The following is a 19,623-nucleotide window of genomic DNA, read 5'->3' as shown; positions in this document are numbered from 1 at the left end:
TCTATAATGTATCTTTATAGGAAATAGGCTTATTATGAAAATGGTTATCACGCTCTTGCTTGCTAGTTTCTTATTAATAAATTGCAAGCAACAACCTACAGTTGCTCAAGATAAGGCAGCCATTACCGCTGTCTTAAAAGTACAACAAGAAGCCTGGTCACAAGGAGATCTTGAAGCTTTTATGCAAGGCTACTGGAAGAGTGATTCCTTAAAGTTTTATGGAAGTAAAGGCCTTACCTATGGGTGGGAAAACACACTAGCAAATTATAAAAAAGGATACCCTACGCTAGATCACACAGGTGAGCTGCAATTTGTGATAAATGATATGACACTCATAGAAGAAAACGCTTATTACGTGATGGGAGAATATCATCTTAAACGTAAAGTAGGAAATGCAGACGGTGTTTTTATCATCATCTTTAAGCGTATAAATGGCACCTGGAAAATTGTAGCAGATATGTCTTGCTAGAAGGTAAAGCGCATCTGTACATCGATCTCTTCTTCTTTTACAGCTTTTGCTGCATCCTTCTTTTTACGGTCTTCGGTATTGAGGTTAGACAGTGAGATGCCTAAGAGACGCACGCTATTTTTCATTTTTTCTTGATACAGTAAGTCCTTTGCGGTTTCTAGTATGATGTCTTTAGACCTCACGTATAAGTCCAGCGTTTTTGACCGGGTCTGTAGTGTAAAGTCTGAGTACTTTATTTTAAGAGTAATAGTCTTACCTGCTACTTTACTTTTTTCTAATCTTCGCTCCACTTCTTCGGCTATGTGTTCTAGCTTTTCAAGCATAAAAATCTCCGAAGTGATGTTTTCTCTAAAAGTGCGCTCCGCTGCAAGTGACTTGCGTATGCGATTAGGCTTTACTTCGCTATGTTGTATACCTCTCACAATATCATAGTAGTAAGCTCCACTCTTTCCAAAGTTGTCACTCAGATATTCTTTTGATTTTAATTTGAGATCCATCCCTGTAAAAATGCCGTGTAGATACATTTTTTCGGCAGTCTTTTTTCCTATGCCATAAAACTTTCTGATGTCTAGTTCCTCAAGAAAGGTGATTACCTCCTCTGGCGGTATGGTTTTCTGGCCATTAGGTTTATTAATGTCACTGGCAACTTTTGCAATAAACTTATTAATGCTTATTCCTGCACTGGCATTGAGTCCTGTTTTTTCCTTTATGCGTTGTCGTATCCACGAGGCAATAACCGTTGCGCTAGGCATTCCTACTTTGTTTTCGGTAACATCTAAGTAGGCTTCATCTAGTGATAAGGGTTCTACAAGATCTGTAAACTCGTGAAAAACGGAGCGTATCTGAGCCGAGACCTCTCGGTACCGCTCAAAGTTAGTCTTTACAAATATGAGCTCGGGACACAGTTTTCGCGCAAGCGCACCCGCCATAGCAGACCGCACGCCATATTTACGAGCCTCATAACTCGCTGCACTTACCACACCACGCTCACCACCGCCGCCTACAGCAATAGCTTTACCTCGTAAATCTGGGTTGTCTAGTTGCTCTACAGATGCATAAAATGCATCCATATCTACGTGAATTATCTTTTTTATAGGCAGCTCAGACATTGTATGCAAGTTACAAAGTACTCAGAAGGTTTTATACTATAAATCGTAACTTTGAGTATGTCTAAAACAGCAATCGTACTCGGCGCCACAGGTCTTACTGGCGGACTTTTAACAGAGTTACTCATAAAAGACCCAGCATTTTCTAAAGTGAAAATCTTTACAAGGCGGCCCACCTCTTTTACACACGAGAAAGTAGAAGAGATTATTTGTGATTTACTAGACACGAGTACCTTCAAGGAGCAATTTACAGGTGATGTTGTTTTTTGCTGCATAGGCACCACAAAAGCCCAAACGCCAGATAGGGAGAAATATAAAGCTATAGACTACGGCATCCCGATTGAAACGGCACAACTGGCAAAGCAACACGGGATAGCAAGTTATATGGTTATTTCTTCGGCGGGAACTTCGGCTAAGAGTCCGTTTTTCTATGTGCGCACAAAAGGTGAGATGGAGCGCGACTTGAGTAAGGTAGGAATTGAGAACACCTACATTCTTAAACCTGCTTTTATAAATGGCCGTCCAGATGACGCTCGCAAAGGCGAGAAAACTCTTAAAATGATGATGGCCGTTATGGACTTCTTTATGGTAGGACCACTCAAAAAGTGGAAGTCTACACAAGCAAAAGATATTGCTCGAGCAATGGCACAACTTGCAAAACAAACAGTAACCCACACAGACATCACAAATATGGAGATTAAAGAACTAAGCAGTGCCTACCACGTTTAACCACATCACCGTTCCCTCCCTAGACCTTAAAGCGGCGATTGCGTTTTATACAGGCATTGGTATGGAACTTATTGAGCACGAGCTTCAGCATCACGCACATTTTGAAAACAAGGAGCACGAAGTCATTTTTACAGCTTATTTTAATCCCAAGCTTCCAGAACAACCCGTAACCGTTTACTTTGAAACAGACGGTATTGAGGTGTTTGAATTACGCTTTCGCGAAAGCGTACTCAGCCCCACCATATACAGAGACTGGGGTGGCAAGAACTTAACACTACGAGATCCCGATGGGAATAATGTGGTGCTTTACCAAAAGGACACACCTACGACCGTAACTCCCTGGCAAAAATAAACGCTATGAACCTCAACCAAATCACCGTACCGTCACTAGATCTTGCAACTTCCATTGTTTTTTATGAGCAATTGGGATTGCGTCTTATTGTAAAAGCCTTGCCACATTATGCACGCTTTGAGTGCCTGGAGGGAGATGCTACGTTTTCTATACATCTTGTAGATGAGCTACCTGCAGGTGCTGGTGTAACGGTATATTTTGAAACAGAGCGTTTAGACCAAGAAGTGGCACGATTACAAGGGGAGAATGTTACTTTTGACCTATTGCCCACAGACCAGTCGTGGTTGTGGCGAGAGGCAAGACTTAAGGATCCAGATGGGAATCAAATTATTCTTTACTACGCTGGTGATAATCGTAAAAATCCGCCGTGGCGCATTAACTAAAGGCTAGATATAACAGCAACATTATGTTAGAAATAGAACGAAAATTCCTAGTAACCTCAGCGGTTTTTAAAGAAGTTGCTCAAAAGGCAACTCGTATTACCCAAGGATATCTAAGCACAGATCCTGAGCGAACTGTAAGAGTACGAATCAAAGGCGAAAAAGGCTTTCTTACGATTAAAGGAAAATCAAACGATAGCGGTACCACACGCGTAGAAGTAGAAGAAGAAATCGCAGTAGATAAGGCGCAAACGCTTCTATCTCTATGCCTTCCCGGAGTTATAGATAAAACACGTTACGAGTATACTGCAGGTAATCACACCTGGGAAATAGACGAATTTTATGGAAAAAACGAAGGACTAACCATCGCCGAAATAGAACTAAACGCTGAAGAAGAAGATTTTACAACACCAGAATGGATAGGCAGCGAAGTGACTGGAGATAATAAATACTACAACTCGCAGCTATCTGAGAATCCTTTTAAAAATTGGTAAAATGAAAATTATATTCACTTTTTTAGTACTCGTACTACTAATAAGTTGTCAATCTAAGATTGAGACAAAAACTAGCGATGCCGCAGCTTCACCTAGTAAAGCACAACAAATTGCAGATCTTAAAGCCAATGGTTTTGAAATATTCGATTATTACGATGATGATATTCAGGACACGGTAATTATGCAAAAGTATTTTCTAGCTTTTCTCAATACGGGACCTAATAGAGCGCAAAGTGAAGATGAGGCGGCAGAGATTCAAAAAGGGCATCGTGCACATCTAGGTCGTATGTACGAGCTAGGCTATGCAGATATATCTGGACCTCTAGAAGATAGCTTAGGTATAACCCAAGGTATTACAATTTACAACGTCCCTAACCTTGCCACAGCAGATAGTCTCGTACGCCTAGATCCTGCAGTACAAAGTGGCCGACTGGTAGTAGATATAAAACCATTTTGGGCTGGAAAAGGTTACGGCTTGAGATAGGAAACACTTACTTTTTATCAAAGCTATATTCTCTTTCCACCTTGCATATTCTCACCGTATAGTTATCGTACCAGTCTGACTTTCCCATACGTTGCGCACCTTGATGCTCTGTCTGGGCTTTCCATCTTGCAATGTCTTCTAGCGAGCGCCAGTATGATACCGTAATCCCTAGGTGGTCACTATCATTTCTAGCTCCCTCTACTCCCAGAAAACCAGGCATCGTTGCGGCCAGCTCCTCCATAAGATCTGCTGCTTGTTTATAGCCTCTTGTGCTACTGGTTTGTGTAGACGTAAAGATTACAGCGTAGTAAGGTGGTTGCATTATTCTGTTTCGATTTTATATAAGATAGGCTTGCTAGGTGTGGCATCATTTTCAAAAGAGGCAATCTGGAGATTAAGAAGATACGTCCCGTCTGAAACTTTATGCGGTACATAGATCATCTCTGTAATAGTTGCATCTAGTCGTATCTCACCATTTACATCCCAAAACGCGTGATGCCCCTTGAGCTCTCCACCATCCTTCTCTTTATCTACACTAGGTAAATCTATGAGAAGGTGTTTTATACCGCTTTCGCGAAAGCGTACCATCGCACTCTCATCTACAAATGGCCAGTTTGTGTTAGACCAGTTCATTGTTTTCTTTTCGCGTGCGTTAGGCAATGTGCGTATCACCAAAGCTTCTGGTGATTTATCTTTAAGTAGGTTTTTAAACTGCTTATCACTTAGTATAAAATCATCATCTTCATTATCAAGCGGCTCTGGTATGACTGTCACCACCTCTGCGATAAAGAAAAATGTTTTGAGATTTTTATTAATGCTGTGTACCTTTTCTGTAATATGACCAGCGGTCTCTGTATGCGTGCCGTGAGAATGTGGGTTAAAGGTGATGGTAGTAAAATTTACATCGCCTCCCTTGCGCACACTTCCTACCCACTCGCCATCTGTGACTGTCTCAAACTTAGGCGGGTCAATATACCAAGCCAGCGGATTCTTCTTAGAAGTAAGGGGAATCGAGAGATCAATAGGTTTTGAAAGATTGACCTTAAAAGTTTCTTTATTATGAGTTATAGTTGCAAGCATAGCGTAATTAAAGAGAAAACTAAAGATAAAAATACTCTATTGATTTACCTAGAGTACTTAAACTCATTGCAACGAGTTAGGCTACTTTAAGTTGAGTATAAATAAATCACTTGCGATACCATCGCATAAAAACTTTCCTTTTTTACTTACATAGACCCTATCTTCTTCTATAAAAAGTAAATGTTCCTCTATGTGTTTTTGAGCCTGTTCTAAAAAGTAGTTATAAAAACGCTCGCCATATTGTGTTTTTATCTCAAGTAAAGAAACTCCATACTGCGTGCGCAATCTCGTCATTACATACTCATTGTACTGGTCTGTGAGCGAGAGCTCTTCTACCTCTTGAGGTAGCTCTCCAGCCGTGATTGCTTTTATGTACTTTGGGTTGTTATTTATATTCCACGCGCGGCGCTTACCGTCATAGCTATGTGCAGAGGGACCTATACCTAGGTATTTTTTTCCTTGCCAGTATGCCGTATTGTTTCTAGAATGATAACCAGGTTTTGCAAAGTTTGAAAACTCGTAATTTTCATAACCAGCAGCTTCCATCTTACGTATTAATAACTCGTGATGCTCTTGTGCCACCTCATCTTCTACCGGAGGTACAATTCCTTTTTTAATAAAATTTTCTAAGGCCGTCTTAGGCTCTACCGTAAGCGCGTAGGCAGATATATGAGGGAGGTCTAGCGCTAGCGCTTTATCTATATTCTCCTCCCAGCGCTCATTACTCATCCCAGGGATTCCATAAATAAGATCCAGCGAACTGTTAGGAAAGCTTGCTCTTGTTAATCTCAGGCAGTCTAGTGCCTCTTGGGCGTTATGAGCACGATTCATTAATTTGAGATCTTCTTCATAAAACGATTGTACGCCTATACTCAATCTATTAATGGGCGATGCTGCGAGCTCTCTTATTTTTTGCTCAGTAAGATCGTCTGGATTTGCTTCAAGGGTAATCTCTGGATCTTCTTGAATCTTGTAATGTGCGTAGCAAGCATCTATAATTTGTTCAATCTCTGCAGTGTTTAAGACAGAAGGTGTCCCGCCGCCAAAATAAAGATTAGACACCTCTTCATTTTCAAACTCGGCTTTACGCATCTCAAGTTCGCTTATGATAGCCGTTATCATTTCCCCTTTTTTACCCATCGTGGTCGAAAAGTGAAAATCACAATAGTGACACGCCTGCTTGCAAAATGGTATGTGGATGTAGATGGATGCCATTTATTTAATGGTATTAAACATAGGATTAAATACTCTCTTCTTTAGTAGTCTTCTTCTAATACTTAAATAAACAGAATAACCATATATCGGAAAAACTAAAACAATCAAGAACCAAACTACCTTATACTTTGGATTTTTGAAACTTGATAAGTATAACTCTCTACCAAAATAGAATAAGAAGGCCACGCGCAAGATGAGCATTAACTTTGAAAAGAGAATTACATTCATAAATCACTTCTTAACTCGTTTTTCATTTTGCTTTACAAAGCTCTCCCAGCCTGAGTAGCTTTTACCTATTTCTACTTTTCCAGAATTATAAAAGTGACACACTGCTGCGGCAAGACCATCTGTAGCGTCTAAGTTTTTAGGCAAGGTTTTAAGTTTTAGTAAAGACTGTAGCATTCTTGCCACCTGCTCCTTACTTGCATTACCATTTCCAGTAACGGCCATTTTAATCTTTTTAGGAAGATACTCTGTGATAGGGATTTCTCGAGATAAACCTGCTGCCATCGCCACTCCTTGTGCTCTACCTAGCTTGAGCATACTTTGTACATTCTTGCCAAAAAACGGTGCCTCTATCGCAATCTCATCTGGGTGATACGTATCTATGAGATGTATGGTGCGCTCAAAAATGAGTTTGAGCTTCACATAAGGGTCATTATACTTTTGTAACAATAACTCATTGAGTTGCATAAACTCCATCTTTTTACCCACAACCTTGATAAGTCCAAAACCCATAATAGTGGTTCCTGGATCAATACCTAATATGATTTTTTCGTCTGCCAATGCTTTTATTGTTACTTTGTGCTCATCCTTAACAAAGAAATGAATGCCTAGATTATCTCACAAAGCTACGCAATTACTCTGGGCGACTCTTAAGATTCTCATTGTACTACTGGCTGGCTATTTTATTTATGACAAACTAGATCGCGGTGACTTACGGTCACTACGATTTCAGCTTTCTGAAATTGACACATCATCGTTATATTTCTATATTATAGTCATACTCTTACTTACCGCTTCCAACTGGTTTTTTGAAATCAAGAAATGGCAAACTCTAGTAGGGAAATATGGATTATTACGCTTTCGCGAAAGCGCAATACAAACCCTCACCGCTCACCTCGTAGGGTTTGTAACTCCTGCCAAAGCTGGAGACTATGGTGCAAAGGCGCTCTATTACCCAAAAGAGCAACGCAAGCAGATACTCTTCTTAAACTTTATAGGCAATATGTATCAGCTGCTAGCGACGCTTATTTTTGGGAGTATTGGCCTAGGAGTTATTGCCTTTTTTACTAGTGGGACAGCGATATTCTTTTGGAGTTTGAGCATATTTATGGCACTCGTATTGTACCAAATACTCCCAAAAATACTACGAAGTGTACACTGGACACTCAAGGGAAATCCTTGGTATAAAATCAAGAAGTATTGGAAATCTATTGCTGCACCTATTAAAAAGAAGGTGCGCCTGTTTTCCATTATACGATATATCATTTTTGCACATCAGTTTTACCTCATTCTCTACCTGCTAGGTGCTACCACAAGTTATCCTTTTGTAATGGCTTGCATTTGTGCTACCTACCTTGTGAGCTCGCTCATACCTGTGATGCAGTTACTAGATGTTGTGGTGCGCGGTGGTGTGGCTGTTCTCATTTTTGGCTGGTTTAATGTACCCGAAGAGATTGTATTAAGTACTGTACTTTTAATGTGGCTGCTCAATGTAGTAGTACCGCTATTACCTGGTGCCTACTTTTTGCTAGTGCAAAAGCCTACTAGCACCATAAAGAGCGTATAATGATCTGGATGCTGTTTTTTGTATTCTTGCTCTATGGAATTATCATCCTCGGCTTTGCGCTTGAGATTAATCGCGCTGGTACGTTCTCACAAACTTGTGACACCCCAACTACCACATTTACTGTTATTGTACCCTTTAGAAATGAAGAAGCACATCTTACTAACTTGCTGCTATCACTAGCCGAAGTTGACTATCCACAAAACAGCTGGGAAATCATCTTAGTAAATGACGCCTCTACAGACAACTCTCTCGAGGTCATAAATAAGTGTATATCGCGTTATGAGCTTACAAATATTGATGTTATAGACAACGTGCGCACCTCTGCATCACCAAAAAAAGATGCACTCCAAACCGCCATCCATACTAGTAAACACCAGTGGATTGTGACCACAGATGCCGACTGTACCGTGCCCGTAAACTGGCTCAAAACATTAGACGCTATCATCCAGCAACAATCATCACTTATGGTGATTATGCCCGTTGCTATTGCGACCACCGCTCAACCTTCATTTTTAACTGCCTATGAGCAATTGGATTTTTTAAGTCTTATGGGCGCAACCGCCGGAAGCTTTTATATGGGCTTACCATTTTTATGTAACGGAGCAAATCTCGCTTATGATAAAGAAGCCTTTACAGCCGTTCAAGGCTTTGCAAATAATAATCATATCGCTAGTGGAGATGATCATTTTTTACTCGAGAAATTTCAAGAGAAGTTTAAAAATAGGATAAGCTATTTACGCTCTACAGATGCGATTGTAACCACACAGCCTCAAGAGCAGTGGAGCACATTTATAGCACAGCGCACACGCTGGGCGGCAAAGTCTAGTGCTTATACCTTTTGGTTCTCAAAACTAATGGGGATTCTTGTTTTGGCAGTAAATGTTTTAAGTGTTGTGGGAGTTCTTTATTACGCTTTCGCGAAAGCGGAAACCCAATCCATCATATTAATGGGCTTAGTCATAAAACTAGTAGTTGATGTTATCCTCATTGCCACCGAAGCTTCTTTTTACAACCGAAAAAGATATTTAAAATGGTATCCAGTTGTGATGGTTTGCTACCCTTTTATAAGCACCTACATAGCCCTAAGATCGCTAGCTACTGGGTATCAATGGAAAGGTCGCAACTACAAGCAATAGTTTGTGGTGCCTTACAATTACTCCACCTTTAAAACCACGGGGATTTTAAATCGTGTCTTTACGGGTACGCCTTCTTTAGTTGCAGGTTTTGCTTCTGGCAATTGTCTTGCGGCTTCGTGTATCCACTGTTCTAGGCGAGGGATTTCTGTGCGGATTTCCTGAGCGATTTTAAGGGTGTCTATACAATACTTCCCTTTTTCGTTTACTACAAAGTCTACAAATATGGTATCGTCTAGAGCGCGTTGCACTACGATGGTATGTTTTCCAAATGACTCGTAAAAGGTCTTTGTAACCGTCTCTTGAAAACAAGCCTTAAGCGGCTCCCCTTCTGGCAACGTAGCACAGGTATCAAAAGTGGGATATCCATCTACTCTATGTAGATCTATTGCCTTCCAACTCTCAGAAAGGTACTGCGAAGAAGATATTTTTTTTGTTTCAATCTGGTCGCACGAAGTCATCACAACTACTGCTGTGATTATCAATAAGCCACGATGTAAAAACCATTTCATACGTAGCTCGAAAATACAATATTTAAACCGCTCCAAAAAGCGGCCATCACTGCCCTACTCTTTCTTCTCTTGTGCCTCAAAAATTTCTCTTTTGAGTAGTGTCATTCGCTCTTGAGCAATTCTTGCTAAGTAAGGACGCTTTTTTAATTTCTTAGACTGTGCCACAAACTTCTCATAGAGTTTGAGTACTTCTTCCTTATCTTCATAATAATTATCTGCAGCCACGGCGGTTGCATAGACCGCATCAAGGTTATTTGCATCTTCCTTAGTAGAATTTCCGTAGTACTTCATCGCCTGCTCATAATTCTTCTTAAATTCATACGCTCGACCCATTGTGTAATACACATCATCTAGTGGTAGATCTTTGAAATACAGGGCTTTTTTTCCATACTCTAAGGCCTTGTCATACTCACGACTAAAGTTATATAACCTAGCAAGGGTGATAAGTGTACCCCAGTCTTCGTCATCATAAGCGAGTACTTCTTCATAAGCCTCTATAGCCTCTGGATACATTCTTTTCTCGTAGTAGGCACGCCCTAGTTTATTTCTTACAAATAAGGTATCTACTCCTAAATCGAGCAACTGGTTAAAAAGATGTATTGCCTCATCCCACCAGCCTTTGTAATAATAACTTTGAGCCAGCACGCCTATAATCTCAATATTTTCTGGCTCGCTCTCAAGGGCTTTTTTACAGATTGTTTCTACCTCTGGATAGTTTTTATGACCCAAGTGATACTTTGCAAGTTCAAACATTGCCTTTTGATGTGTTGAGTCCAGCTGGACTGCTTTTGCAAAAGCCTTTTCTGAGGTATCTATCTTTTCATTATCTGTTTTTTTACTTAAAACTAAGGTGTCCTTTACCGCGGTCTTTTTAAGTGCTCGTCCCCATTGATAGTGATACTCGGCATTTGTAGGGTATCTCGTTGAGAGTATAGCAAAAACACTGTCTGCTTCTTTAAATTTTGATTTTGTGAGGAGTAACCTTCCATACTCGGTTGCGGCGATGGGTTGCTTATCATCAAGCTCTAGTGACTTTTTATAAAAGTTAAGAGCAGCTGTTTTTGCTCCCTTCCCTTTATATGCTCTGGCTATTTGTAACCATATACGTGCCGTAGGTTCTTGAATCTTCTCGTACTGGGCTATTGCCTTTGTATACTCACCAGTAGCGTATAAACTATCTGCAACAGCCAAAGCCGGAGCTTGCGCCCCGACTTTTGATATCATTCCAATTACAATTACTATAAATAGTTTTTTCATAGGTTACTCTGCTATTTGAAACGTGATAGGGAGACTGTAGAGAACTCCTACTACTTCGCCATTATGCTTACCAGGTTTCATTTTTGGTAACATAGAAATCACACGCTGTGCTTCAGCATCAAGATCTGGGTGTGGCGAGCGCGTTCTTAAGTTTGTGATAAATCCGTTTTTATCAATTTTAAAGCTGACAAAAATTCGGTTAGTACCCTTGAGATTTAGCTCCTTCCCTAATGCAACATTAAAGTTAGCGCTAATTAAAGCGCTTACCTTTTGAGACATACATTTCCTTAATTGCTCATTTGAGGTAAGGGACTCGCAACCTGGAAAAACTGGAACCTCGTCTATTACGGCAAAAGGAATATTTCCGTTCTCATCTACATCATAAACACGTTCTACTTCGAGCACTTCTACTGTTTCGTCATCTTTTGCTCCCATACCGTGAGTATAAATACTCTTGTTGCCACCTTTTTCTAATAAGGTTTTATTAAGTTGATTAAAAAGTTTTCTCTCGCTCTCTGTAAGTTCTTCCTTTTGCTCTAGTGCAATTTGTAATTCTGCAATCTCTTGTTCTAGAGTGCGCTCACTCTCTACGCTATTGTCTTCAGAGCAAGAAACATACACGAGCATTGCAAGCACAAGTGGAATTAAAAGTAAATACTTTGCTAATGCGCTTTTTTGTGATTTTGATTTTTGTAACATAACGATTCGTTTTTTGATTAATGATTGATTAAAAAATGTATTTGTAAATGAGAGTTTACTTGTGCCAAAGGCAGTGTTAAGCAACTCTTCATAATAGGTGTATTTTGAGATACCTTCGGTTGCTTTTTGATCTGCTAGGTACTCGTGTACGATACTTATATTTTTTTGATATAAATAGGTAATAGGGTTAAACCACAGTACTACTTTTAAAATCTCAAAAAAGATAAGATCCCAAGTATGCCCTTGCTTTGCGTGTATCTGTTCGTGGGTAAGTATTTGCTTTCGCGAAAGCGTATCTATATCTGCCCCAATAAATATGTAGTTAAAAAATGTAAAAGCCTCTGTAGATGAAGGAATCTCTATGATGCTAGACCCTTTCTGTTTATAAGAAAAGTAGCTGGCAAATTTTTTAATCTTTATGGTGAGCACAACTAGACTAATCACCGCACCTGCCATATAAATTTGTAACCACGGTATGGAAAAAGACTCTGTAACGGGAGCCGCATCTGTAGATGTAATCACTGCCGCATCACCTATTACAACCTCTGGGAGAACACTGGCAAATGTCTCTACAGGCACCACCGTTTGTAACATTGCGATTTTTATAAATGGTAATGCTAGTGCAATAACGGGAGTGACTAGCAGGTATATTCTGTTATATGAGAAAAAGGTCTCTTTTCTTAAAAGCAAGTAATACACCGCTAGAAATAATGCTTGAAAACAGATGACTTGTATACTGTAAGATCCCATAATTACTTGTCTTTATTAATTTCGCTCAGAATAGATTCCAGCTCTTTTACATCTAGATCATTCTTTTTTACAAAGAAGCTTACCATACTTTTAAAACTACCATTAAAGTAGCTGTCCATCATTTTATGCATAGAGGCGTTGCTGTAAACCTCCTTAGTCACAAGAGGATGGTAGATATAGCCTCTTCCCTCCTTCTCGTGACCTACAAAGCCCTTGTTTTCTAAAATCCGTATGATGGTAGATATGGTATTGTAAGCAGGCTTAGGCTCTGGCATTTGCTCGATGAGTTGTGCCACGTTTGCCTTTTGTGCTACCCATAATAATTGCATTACCTCTTCTTCTGCCTTTGTAAGTTGTTTCATAAATACTGGAATTGAATAGTCTGTATGTCAACACATTGAACATCGACACATCAAATATAACTAAATATTTAGTTTAAACTAATGTTTTAGTTTAAAAAATGTAACATTATAACATTTTGACGTCTTATAAGCGATGAATTATGTAGATCTTTTTTTGGTTTTTGTAGGCCTACTGCTGGTTATAGCTGGTATAGTAGGCAGTTTTTTACCCGTGATACCTGGTCCGCCTTTAAGTTGGCTAGGTTTGTTGACCCTTCACTTAACAGATGCTGTACCGCAAGACTGGACATTTTTAGGCATTACGCTAGCTGTGGCGGTTGCAATCACCATACTTGATTATATCATCCCTGCAATGGGCACAAAACGATATGGGGGTAGTAAAGCAGGTGCCATAGGTACTACCGTAGGCCTTATTGTGGGATTGCTTAGTCCCATACCCTTGGGCTTTCTTATAGGGGCGTTTATAGGCGCTTTTATAGGCGAACTCAGCTTTAATAAGACTAGTACTCAGGTTGCACTTAAAGCAGCACTAGGATCCTTTATAGGCTTTATAGCTTCTACATTTATAAAAGCTGTGGTTACAATGGTATTCTTAGTCTTGTATGTACTACAAGTTATTGAGCACAAAGATGTAATTTTTTCTTTGGGATAGTATGAATAAAGGTATGAGTGCGCTTTCGCGAAAGCGTAAAAAAACCCCTCTCCGTAAGAAAAGGGGTTTTAGATATAAGTAGTAAGTTTCTTCTAGTTACTTATTACAATAAATTCTGAACGCCTGTTAAGCTGGTGAGCTTCTTCAGAACATTGTACACCGTTAGAACATTCATTAGTAAGTTGTGTCTCTCCGTATCCTCTACCTGAGATTCTAGATGAAGAAATTCCCTCTGCAATGATATAGTTTACAGTAGATTTTGCTCGCTTGTCTGACAGACTTAGGTTGTATGAATCATTACCTCTACTATCTGTATGTGAACGCGCATCTATAACCATATTAGGATACTCACGCATAACTGCAAGTACTTTTTCTAGCTCTAGTGCCGCATCTGGACGAATATTAAATCTATCAAAATCAAAATAGATAGGGTTGAGCTCAAGTATTTTTGCAAGGTCATCACCTACTTTAATAGGTTTTTGTAATAGGGATAACTCAAGGTCATTAGTCACTGTGCCAGAAACATCTGGTGTCTTTGTGATTGCCTCTGCTCCACTATAAGTCTCTTTTGCTCCTCGTATAATATATTGTGTATCACAGTAAGAGTTATCAAAGGCATAATAACCACTATCTGTAGTTTGTACTGAAGATACTACGTTACCGTTGTAATCTAATAAGGTAACTGTTGCTCCTGGTATAGGCTCTCCAGAATCTCTATCTGTAACAACCCCTACTAGCTCAATCTCACAAGGTATTTCTTCTTTTGTAAATTTATAGATATCGTCACTACCTACTCCTTGTTTACGGTTTGAGGCAAAATAACCCACTTTAGTATCCTCGTTTACAATAAATGTAAAGTCGTCATAAGAGCTATTAATAGGCTCTCCTATATTATCTATAACATCTTGAGCATTACCACTTGCATCTGGTGCTGTAGCAAATACATCAAGACCTCCAAGACCTGGATGCCCGTCTGACGAAAAGTAAAGCACTCCTTTGTCACTTAAAAATGGAAAGGTCTCTCTTCCTTCTGTATTAATGGGTCTTCCTAAGTTTACTGGCTCACTTACCACATCTGTACTATCTACATTTACTACCCAGATATCTGACAAACCTAGTGTACCTGGCATATCTGATGCAAAATACAGCTTTGTATTATCTTCATTTAATGCTGGGTGTGCCGTAGAGTACTCATCACTATTAAAAGGCATTTCTACTGGTGTGCTCCAGCGACCATTCTTTTTACGTGATTTGTAAATCTTAAGTTTATTAGTTCCTTCCTTAGACTTCTTATACGTTCCTTTATTATAATTGTTACGTGTGAAGTATACAGTTTGACCATCCTTTGTAAAGGTGGTTGTACTTTCGTGAAATTTTGAGTTGAGTTCTCTACTATAATTTTTTGGCTTACTGTAGCTTTCGGTCTGCTCTCCTACCTTAGTTTCATAAAGGTCTAAAAATGGTTCATTATTCCATTTATGTATTTTTTTTGAAACACCTCCTGTATCTCTCGAAGAAGCAAAAATGAGTTTACCTTCATACTCAGTAGGTGCAAAATCTGAGTAGCGCGAATTGATACTACGTATATCCTGCACAGTGTATGTGCTTTTTTTGTAATCTATGTTCTTCAAGTAATTAGGCTCTGCTTCAAAAAGTACCGCTCTAACATCATCTCCGTTAAGGTCATTAAAAGTAGCCATCATATCATCTGCCTTATCATAATTTTTTAAGGCACGTAATGTTTGTGAGTACCTAAAGTAGTACTCTGGCTTTATCTCATCTGGAAAGGTTGATATTAACTTCTCATACCAAACTTGAGCATCTGCATAACCAGCATTGAAGTAATAACTATCTGCAATTTTCTGGAATAAATCTGCAGACTCATATCCTTTGTCTGCAACTTCAAGATAAATTTTACGTGCATCTACAAATGCGTATTGGTCAAACTTCTTATCTGCTCTATCTATTTTACCTTCTTGGGCATAAAGTCCTACTGTTCCTAAGAAAAGGATACATAAACAAATATTAATCGTTTTAATCATCATAATTGTAAGTTTGAATAAGTCAAAAATAACTTATTAAAAGAATCTAGGGGTTAACATTCTATCATACTCATTAAACAGCTCAAATCGTAAAAATACTTCAAAGCTACCATCGTTATAAAAGGTATCACCTAAATCTGTACTCTCTCTATCGTAGGCAAGACCTATTAACATACTATCTGAAACTTGGAAACCTACCAGGCCGCTAAGTGCTGCACTCCATCTATATGCCGCTCCTAAGTGTAATTTTTCCATCACTAAGAAGTTTGCTGTAAGATCTACTTGCAATGGAGCTCCAGCAACCATTTTTACAAGTGTACTAGGCTTAAGTTTGAGTTGATCACTTATATCAAAAGTATAACCCATAATACCATAATAATGTATACGCTCTCTAGCTATTACACTTGATGAGTTATTACTTAAATCAAAGTGCTCGGTCTCTATAAGGTTAGGAACACTTACACCTGCATAAAAATTTTCTGTGTGATAATACAGTCCTGCACCTATTATAGGAGAAAGCTTATTATCTATATTTTGAGAAAACCTTGGATCTGTTACATCAAAAAGCGTAAGCTTAGTAAAATCTACATCTAGAATATGTCCTCCAGCTTTTAGTCCAAAGCTAAGTTTTCCATTTTCTGAAGTGTTGATTGTATAACTAAAATCTGCACCAACATAAGTCTCTTGTGATGGGCCTAAGGCATCATTTACAATAGATAGCCCTAAACCTACTTTACCTTCTCCAATAGGAGAATGAATACTTAAACTTTGTGTTCTTGGGGCTCCATCGAGTCCTACCCATTGACTTCTATGTAATCCTACAATACTAGTTACACCTCTATTACCAGCATATGCTGGGTTAATAGCTACGGTATTATACATATACTGCGTGTACTGAGGATCTTGCTGCGCAGAAAGGGATGTTGTACCAAGCGCTAAAATCAATAAGAATCCAAAAACTGAAACTACCTTTTTCATAAATCATTTAATTAAAATCACCGGCTGTTCTAAAAACTACCGGCGATTTAACATCTTTTATCGTGTTATATATAAGTATCCTGATTCATTAACTGTATCTCCTACTGCATTTACATATTCTAAAATCCAATAGTAGGTCCCTACAGGTAAATAATCATCTTGGCTAATAGTTGTCCTACCATTAGATAAACCTCTGAATTCATTGCCATCTACACCATAACGCTCTGCAGTGTACACCTCAATACCCCATCTGTTAAATATGGTTAAGGTATTATCAGGGAAGTTCTCAAGTCCTTGTATTCTAAAGCTATCATTACGGCCATCTTGACCTATTGATATACCATTATTTACAATGAGACCTGATGTCTGACTTAACACTGTAACAGTTGGATCATCAACATCTGTTGTTGGATCTTCTGGATCATCAGAAACATCTATCACTTCAACACCAAACGGTGCTAAAGCAACCGCTGTTGCAACATTTACAATCTCTCCATTGGCTACATCCTCTTCGGTAATTATATAAACCGCAGTAAAATTAGCACTTTCACCAGGAAGTAACGTTACCGGATCACCTGCAACGATAACCATCGGGTCATCGACGTGAACATCCGTTAAAGTGACGTTTCCAGTGTTCATTACAACAAAAGTATAAATAATCTGATCACCTGCATTTGCAAAACCATCGGCATTAAAGTCCTGGTAAGAAGCTGTTTTAGTGATGTTAAGACTAGGTAATTGGTCTATCAAAGTAATTGTAGGATCTTCTCCATCTCCATCTCCATCTCCATCTGTATCTGTTGTATCCATTGGGTCATCAGACTGATCTACTACAATATCTCCAACAGGATCCACTCCTTCTGCAAAAGCAATATTTATAACTTCTCCTGTGTCAATATCATCTTGTGTGATTGTATAACTTCCTGTAAATACAACACTATCACCCACCATAAGCAATGCTACTGTATTTTCTTCTAGAATAATCATTTCATCAGAAACAACTACATCTGTAAGATCTACTGAACCATTGTTAGTTACCGTTAGTGTATAGTTTATTTGGTCTCCAGCATCAATAACACCATTTTCGTTAAGATCTACAATCTCACTAGACTTTGATAAATCAAGATTTCCTGTTATATCATTATCTACGATAGTCACAGTTCCGCTTGGATCTGTATTGTCAGTGTTACCACTAGTCACTGTTCCATTTACAGTGAAGATTTCATCATCCTCATCAAGTTCATCATCTTCAATAGGAATCACAACCTCACCCGTAGTTTCTCCAGCAGGAATTATTACCGTTACAATTGTTTCTTCATAATCATCCTCCCCAGCTGTACCCGTTGTTGTTACTATTTCAATAATAGTATCCTCATCACTTGGGTTGCTTAAGGTTACAGGAATCGTTGCTGTACCAGCATCTTCATCTACAATTACATCTTCGATAGTCACGGTTGGAGGACCATCATTATCAGTAATGGTTACTGTTCCGCTAGGATCTGTGTTTTCAGTGTTATCACTTGTTACCGTTCCGTCTACTGTGAAGATTTCATCTTCTTCATCTGTCGTGTCTTCTGTAATTGGAACTATAACTTCTCCAGTAGTTTCTCCAGCAGGGATTATTACCGTTACAATTGTTTCTTCATAATCATCCTCTCCAGCTGTACCAGTCGTAGTTACTATCTCAATAACAGTATCTTCATCACTTGGGTTACTTAAGGTTACAGGAACCGTTACCGTTCCAGCATCTTCATCTACTATCACATCTTCGATAGTCACGGTTGGAGGACCATCATTATCAGTAATGGTTACTGTTCCGCTAGGATCTGTATTGGCAGTGTTATCACTTGTTACCGTTCCGTCTACTGTGAAAATCTCATCTTCTTCATCTGTCGTGTCTTCTGTAATTGGAACTATAACTTCTCCTTCAGTCTCTCCTGCAGGAATGGTTACCGTTACAATAGTTTCTTCATAATCATCCTCTCCAGCTGTACCAGTCGTAGTTACTATCTCAATAACAGTATCCTCATCACTTGGGTTACTTAAGGTTACAGGAACCGTTACCGTTCCAGCATCTTCATCTACAATTACATCTTCAATAGTTACGGTTGGCGCATCATCATTATCGGTAATGGTTACTGTTCCGCTAGGGTCTGTATTATCAGTGTTACCACTTGTTACCGTTCCGTCTAATGTGAAGATCTCATCTTCTTCATCTGTCGTGTCTTCTGTAATTGGAACTATAACTTCTCCTTGAGTCTCTCCAGCAGGGATTATTACCGTTACAATTGTTTCTTCATAATCATCCTCTCCAGCTGTACCAGTCGTAGTTACTATCTCTATAACAGTATCCTCATCACTTGGGTTACTTAAGGTTACGGGAATGGTTACTGTACCAGCATCTTCATCTACAATTACATCTTCGATAGTCACGGTTGGAGGACCATCATTATCAGTAATTGTAATTTCGCCTTGAGCGGTATCATTATCTGTGTTACCACTTGTTACCGTTCCGTCTACTGTGAAGATTTCATCTTCTTCATCTGTCGTGTCTTCTGTAATTGGAACTATAACTTCTCCTTCAGTCTCTCCAGCAGGAATTATTACCGTTACAATTGTTTCTTCATAATCATCCTCCCCANCACTTGTTACCGTTCCATTTACAGTGAAGATTTCATCATCCTCATCAAGTTCATCATCTTCAATAGGAATCACAACCTCACCCGTAGTTTCTCCTGCAGGGATTATTACCGTTACAATTGTTTCTTCATAATCATCCTCTCCAGCTGTACCCGTTGTTGTTACTATTTCAATAATAGTATCCTCATCACTTGGGTTGCTTAAGGTTACAGGAACCGTTACCGTTCCAGCATCTTCATCTACAATTACATCTTCGATAGTTACGGTTGGAGCATCATCGTTATCGATAATGGTTACCGTTCCGCTAGGATCTGTGTTTTCAGTGTTATCACTTGTTACCGTTCCGTCTACTGTGAAGATTTCATCACCCTCATCAAGATCATCATCTTCAATAGGAATTACAACTTCTCCAGTAGTTTCTCCAGCAGGGATTATTACCGTTACAATTGTTTGTTCATAATCATCCTCTCCAGCTGTACCAGTCGTAGTTACTATCT

At 39.1% G+C, this 19,623-nt stretch carries 21 protein-coding genes; 9 read left to right on the top strand and 12 right to left on the bottom strand.

Annotated features, from left to right (window positions below; genetic code table 11):
* Positions 1-34 precede the first annotated feature (34 nt).
* Entirely contained in the window at positions 35-469 is a 435-nt protein-coding gene (locus ACFO5T_RS08510; RefSeq protein ID WP_380033588.1) for a YybH family protein, read from the top strand.
* Here the strand turns inward: ACFO5T_RS08510 and dinB are convergent.
* On the bottom strand, positions 466-1,578 hold the full coding sequence (gene dinB / locus ACFO5T_RS08505) for a DNA polymerase IV (RefSeq protein ID WP_380033586.1): 1,113 nt from the start codon (positions 1,576-1,578) through the stop codon (positions 466-468). The two genes, ACFO5T_RS08510 and dinB, sit on opposite strands and share 4 nt — an antisense overlap.
* 57 nt (positions 1,579-1,635) lie before the next feature.
* Here dinB and ACFO5T_RS08500 point away from each other — a divergent pair, with 57 nt between their 5' ends.
* Genes ACFO5T_RS08500 through ACFO5T_RS08480 form a run of 5 tightly spaced genes read left to right on the top strand, consistent with a single transcriptional unit; the run spans position 1,636 to position 4,014 of the window.
* Positions 1,636-2,304, top strand: a complete 669-nt coding sequence (locus tag ACFO5T_RS08500) for an NAD(P)H-binding protein (protein ID WP_375253108.1) — start codon at positions 1,636-1,638, stop codon at positions 2,302-2,304.
* Positions 2,288-2,656, top strand: coding sequence for a VOC family protein (locus ACFO5T_RS08495; RefSeq protein ID WP_380033584.1), 369 nt, complete (start codon positions 2,288-2,290; stop codon positions 2,654-2,656). Before ACFO5T_RS08500 ends, ACFO5T_RS08495 begins: the two co-directional genes overlap by 17 nt.
* Positions 2,657-2,661: 5 nt before the next feature.
* Positions 2,662-3,039, top strand: a complete 378-nt coding sequence (locus ACFO5T_RS08490; protein WP_375253106.1) for a VOC family protein — start codon at positions 2,662-2,664, stop codon at positions 3,037-3,039.
* A gap of 23 nt (positions 3,040-3,062) precedes the next feature.
* Positions 3,063-3,530, top strand: coding sequence for a CYTH domain-containing protein (locus ACFO5T_RS08485; protein WP_380033581.1), 468 nt, complete (start codon positions 3,063-3,065; stop codon positions 3,528-3,530).
* A gap of 1 nt (position 3,531) precedes the next feature.
* Complete coding sequence (locus ACFO5T_RS08480) at positions 3,532-4,014, top strand: YciI family protein (protein ID WP_375253104.1); 483 nt, start codon at positions 3,532-3,534, stop codon at positions 4,012-4,014.
* A gap of 7 nt (positions 4,015-4,021) precedes the next feature.
* On the opposite strand, the gene ACFO5T_RS08475 is transcribed toward ACFO5T_RS08480, so the two are convergent.
* The 4 genes from ACFO5T_RS08475 to ruvC form a co-directional block, all read right to left on the bottom strand.
* A complete protein-coding gene (locus ACFO5T_RS08475) occupies positions 4,022-4,336 on the bottom strand; it encodes an antibiotic biosynthesis monooxygenase family protein (protein ID WP_375253103.1) in 315 nt (104 codons plus the stop codon).
* Positions 4,336-5,094, bottom strand: a complete 759-nt coding sequence (locus tag ACFO5T_RS08470; RefSeq protein WP_380033578.1) for a cyclase family protein — start codon at positions 5,092-5,094, stop codon at positions 4,336-4,338. The genes ACFO5T_RS08475 and ACFO5T_RS08470 overlap by 1 nt, the downstream gene beginning before the upstream one ends.
* Before the next feature lie 81 nt (positions 5,095-5,175).
* The gene (gene hemW, locus ACFO5T_RS08465; RefSeq protein WP_380033576.1) at positions 5,176-6,309 is read right to left on the bottom strand and encodes a radical SAM family heme chaperone HemW; all 1,134 of its coding nucleotides are present in this window, start codon (positions 6,307-6,309) and stop codon (positions 5,176-5,178) included.
* A gap of 231 nt (positions 6,310-6,540) precedes the next feature.
* Positions 6,541-7,095 (bottom strand): crossover junction endodeoxyribonuclease RuvC, encoded by a 555-nt coding sequence (gene ruvC, locus ACFO5T_RS08460; RefSeq protein WP_035326806.1) that lies wholly within the window; start codon positions 7,093-7,095, stop codon positions 6,541-6,543.
* A 43-nt stretch (positions 7,096-7,138) separates the two neighbouring features.
* Here ruvC and ACFO5T_RS08455 point away from each other — a divergent pair, with 43 nt between their 5' ends.
* Both ACFO5T_RS08455 and ACFO5T_RS08450 read left to right on the top strand, forming a co-directional pair.
* On the top strand, positions 7,139-8,101 hold the full coding sequence (locus ACFO5T_RS08455; protein ID WP_375253100.1) for a lysylphosphatidylglycerol synthase domain-containing protein: 963 nt from the start codon (positions 7,139-7,141) through the stop codon (positions 8,099-8,101).
* Positions 8,101-9,237 (top strand): glycosyltransferase, encoded by a 1,137-nt coding sequence (locus tag ACFO5T_RS08450; RefSeq protein WP_380033573.1) that lies wholly within the window; start codon positions 8,101-8,103, stop codon positions 9,235-9,237. The genes ACFO5T_RS08455 and ACFO5T_RS08450 overlap by 1 nt, the downstream gene beginning before the upstream one ends.
* 17 nt (positions 9,238-9,254) lie before the next feature.
* Here ACFO5T_RS08450 and ACFO5T_RS08445 read toward each other — a convergent pair whose 3' ends face one another.
* Genes ACFO5T_RS08445 through ACFO5T_RS08430 form a run of 4 tightly spaced genes read right to left on the bottom strand, consistent with a single transcriptional unit; the run spans position 9,255 to position 12,814 of the window.
* Positions 9,255-9,746, bottom strand: a complete 492-nt coding sequence (locus ACFO5T_RS08445; protein WP_148305656.1) for a hypothetical protein — start codon at positions 9,744-9,746, stop codon at positions 9,255-9,257.
* Between the two features lie 54 nt (positions 9,747-9,800).
* Positions 9,801-11,003: a tetratricopeptide repeat protein gene (locus ACFO5T_RS08440; protein WP_380033570.1), complete on the bottom strand. Its 1,203-nt coding sequence runs from the start codon at positions 11,001-11,003 to the stop codon at positions 9,801-9,803.
* A gap of 3 nt (positions 11,004-11,006) precedes the next feature.
* The gene (locus tag ACFO5T_RS08435) at positions 11,007-12,452 is read right to left on the bottom strand and encodes a M56 family metallopeptidase (RefSeq protein WP_380033568.1); all 1,446 of its coding nucleotides are present in this window, start codon (positions 12,450-12,452) and stop codon (positions 11,007-11,009) included.
* A gap of 2 nt (positions 12,453-12,454) precedes the next feature.
* On the bottom strand, positions 12,455-12,814 hold the full coding sequence (locus tag ACFO5T_RS08430; protein WP_038598658.1) for a BlaI/MecI/CopY family transcriptional regulator: 360 nt from the start codon (positions 12,812-12,814) through the stop codon (positions 12,455-12,457).
* A gap of 133 nt (positions 12,815-12,947) precedes the next feature.
* Here ACFO5T_RS08430 and ACFO5T_RS08425 point away from each other — a divergent pair, with 133 nt between their 5' ends.
* The gene (locus tag ACFO5T_RS08425) at positions 12,948-13,466 is read left to right on the top strand and encodes a DUF456 domain-containing protein (protein ID WP_380033566.1); all 519 of its coding nucleotides are present in this window, start codon (positions 12,948-12,950) and stop codon (positions 13,464-13,466) included.
* 92 nt (positions 13,467-13,558) lie between these two features.
* Here ACFO5T_RS08425 and ACFO5T_RS08420 read toward each other — a convergent pair whose 3' ends face one another.
* Genes ACFO5T_RS08420 through ACFO5T_RS08410 form a run of 3 tightly spaced genes read right to left on the bottom strand, consistent with a single transcriptional unit; the run spans position 13,559 to position 19,558 of the window.
* A complete protein-coding gene (locus tag ACFO5T_RS08420) occupies positions 13,559-15,508 on the bottom strand; it encodes an OmpA family protein (RefSeq protein ID WP_465251695.1) in 1,950 nt (649 codons plus the stop codon).
* A 36-nt stretch (positions 15,509-15,544) separates the two neighbouring features.
* A complete protein-coding gene (locus ACFO5T_RS08415; protein WP_380033562.1) occupies positions 15,545-16,486 on the bottom strand; it encodes a PorP/SprF family type IX secretion system membrane protein in 942 nt (313 codons plus the stop codon).
* Positions 16,487-16,543: 57 nt separating this feature from the next.
* Positions 16,544-19,558 (bottom strand): DUF7507 domain-containing protein, encoded by a 3,015-nt coding sequence (locus ACFO5T_RS08410; RefSeq protein WP_465251694.1) that lies wholly within the window; start codon positions 19,556-19,558, stop codon positions 16,544-16,546.
* Positions 19,559-19,623: the final 65 nt, after the last annotated feature.

This window comes from Dokdonia genika (assembly GCF_042652845.1).
GTDB lineage: Bacteria > Bacteroidota > Bacteroidia > Flavobacteriales > Flavobacteriaceae > Dokdonia > Dokdonia donghaensis.
This window is presented reverse-complemented; position numbering and strand designations above follow the sequence as displayed.

What these genes read in the sequence shown, in the direction of transcription:
- ACFO5T_RS08510 (WP_380033588.1), top strand. Translation starts at nt 35, where the DNA reads ATGAAAATGGTTATCACGCTCTTGCTTGCTAGTTTCTTATTAATAAAT.
- dinB (WP_380033586.1), bottom strand. Translation starts at nt 1,578, where the DNA reads ATGTCTGAGCTGCCTATAAAAAAGATAATTCACGTAGATATGGATGCA.
- ACFO5T_RS08500 (WP_375253108.1), top strand. Translation starts at nt 1,636, where the DNA reads ATGTCTAAAACAGCAATCGTACTCGGCGCCACAGGTCTTACTGGCGGA.
- ACFO5T_RS08490 (WP_375253106.1), top strand. Translation starts at nt 2,662, where the DNA reads ATGAACCTCAACCAAATCACCGTACCGTCACTAGATCTTGCAACTTCC.
- ACFO5T_RS08485 (WP_380033581.1), top strand. Translation starts at nt 3,063, where the DNA reads ATGTTAGAAATAGAACGAAAATTCCTAGTAACCTCAGCGGTTTTTAAA.
- ACFO5T_RS08480 (WP_375253104.1), top strand. Translation starts at nt 3,532, where the DNA reads ATGAAAATTATATTCACTTTTTTAGTACTCGTACTACTAATAAGTTGT.
- ACFO5T_RS08475 (WP_375253103.1), bottom strand. Translation starts at nt 4,336, where the DNA reads ATGCAACCACCTTACTACGCTGTAATCTTTACGTCTACACAAACCAGT.
- ACFO5T_RS08470 (WP_380033578.1), bottom strand. Translation starts at nt 5,094, where the DNA reads ATGCTTGCAACTATAACTCATAATAAAGAAACTTTTAAGGTCAATCTT.
- hemW (WP_380033576.1), bottom strand. Translation starts at nt 6,309, where the DNA reads ATGGCATCCATCTACATCCACATACCATTTTGCAAGCAGGCGTGTCAC.
- ACFO5T_RS08455 (WP_375253100.1), top strand. Translation starts at nt 7,139, where the DNA reads ATGCCTAGATTATCTCACAAAGCTACGCAATTACTCTGGGCGACTCTT.
- ACFO5T_RS08450 (WP_380033573.1), top strand. Translation starts at nt 8,101, where the DNA reads ATGATCTGGATGCTGTTTTTTGTATTCTTGCTCTATGGAATTATCATC.
- ACFO5T_RS08445 (WP_148305656.1), bottom strand. Translation starts at nt 9,746, where the DNA reads ATGAAATGGTTTTTACATCGTGGCTTATTGATAATCACAGCAGTAGTT.
- ACFO5T_RS08440 (WP_380033570.1), bottom strand. Translation starts at nt 11,003, where the DNA reads ATGAAAAAACTATTTATAGTAATTGTAATTGGAATGATATCAAAAGTC.
- ACFO5T_RS08435 (WP_380033568.1), bottom strand. Translation starts at nt 12,452, where the DNA reads ATGGGATCTTACAGTATACAAGTCATCTGTTTTCAAGCATTATTTCTA.
- ACFO5T_RS08430 (WP_038598658.1), bottom strand. Translation starts at nt 12,814, where the DNA reads ATGAAACAACTTACAAAGGCAGAAGAAGAGGTAATGCAATTATTATGG.
- ACFO5T_RS08425 (WP_380033566.1), top strand. Translation starts at nt 12,948, where the DNA reads ATGAATTATGTAGATCTTTTTTTGGTTTTTGTAGGCCTACTGCTGGTT.
- ACFO5T_RS08420 (WP_465251695.1), bottom strand. Translation starts at nt 15,508, where the DNA reads ATGATTAAAACGATTAATATTTGTTTATGTATCCTTTTCTTAGGAACA.
- ACFO5T_RS08415 (WP_380033562.1), bottom strand. Translation starts at nt 16,486, where the DNA reads ATGAAAAAGGTAGTTTCAGTTTTTGGATTCTTATTGATTTTAGCGCTT.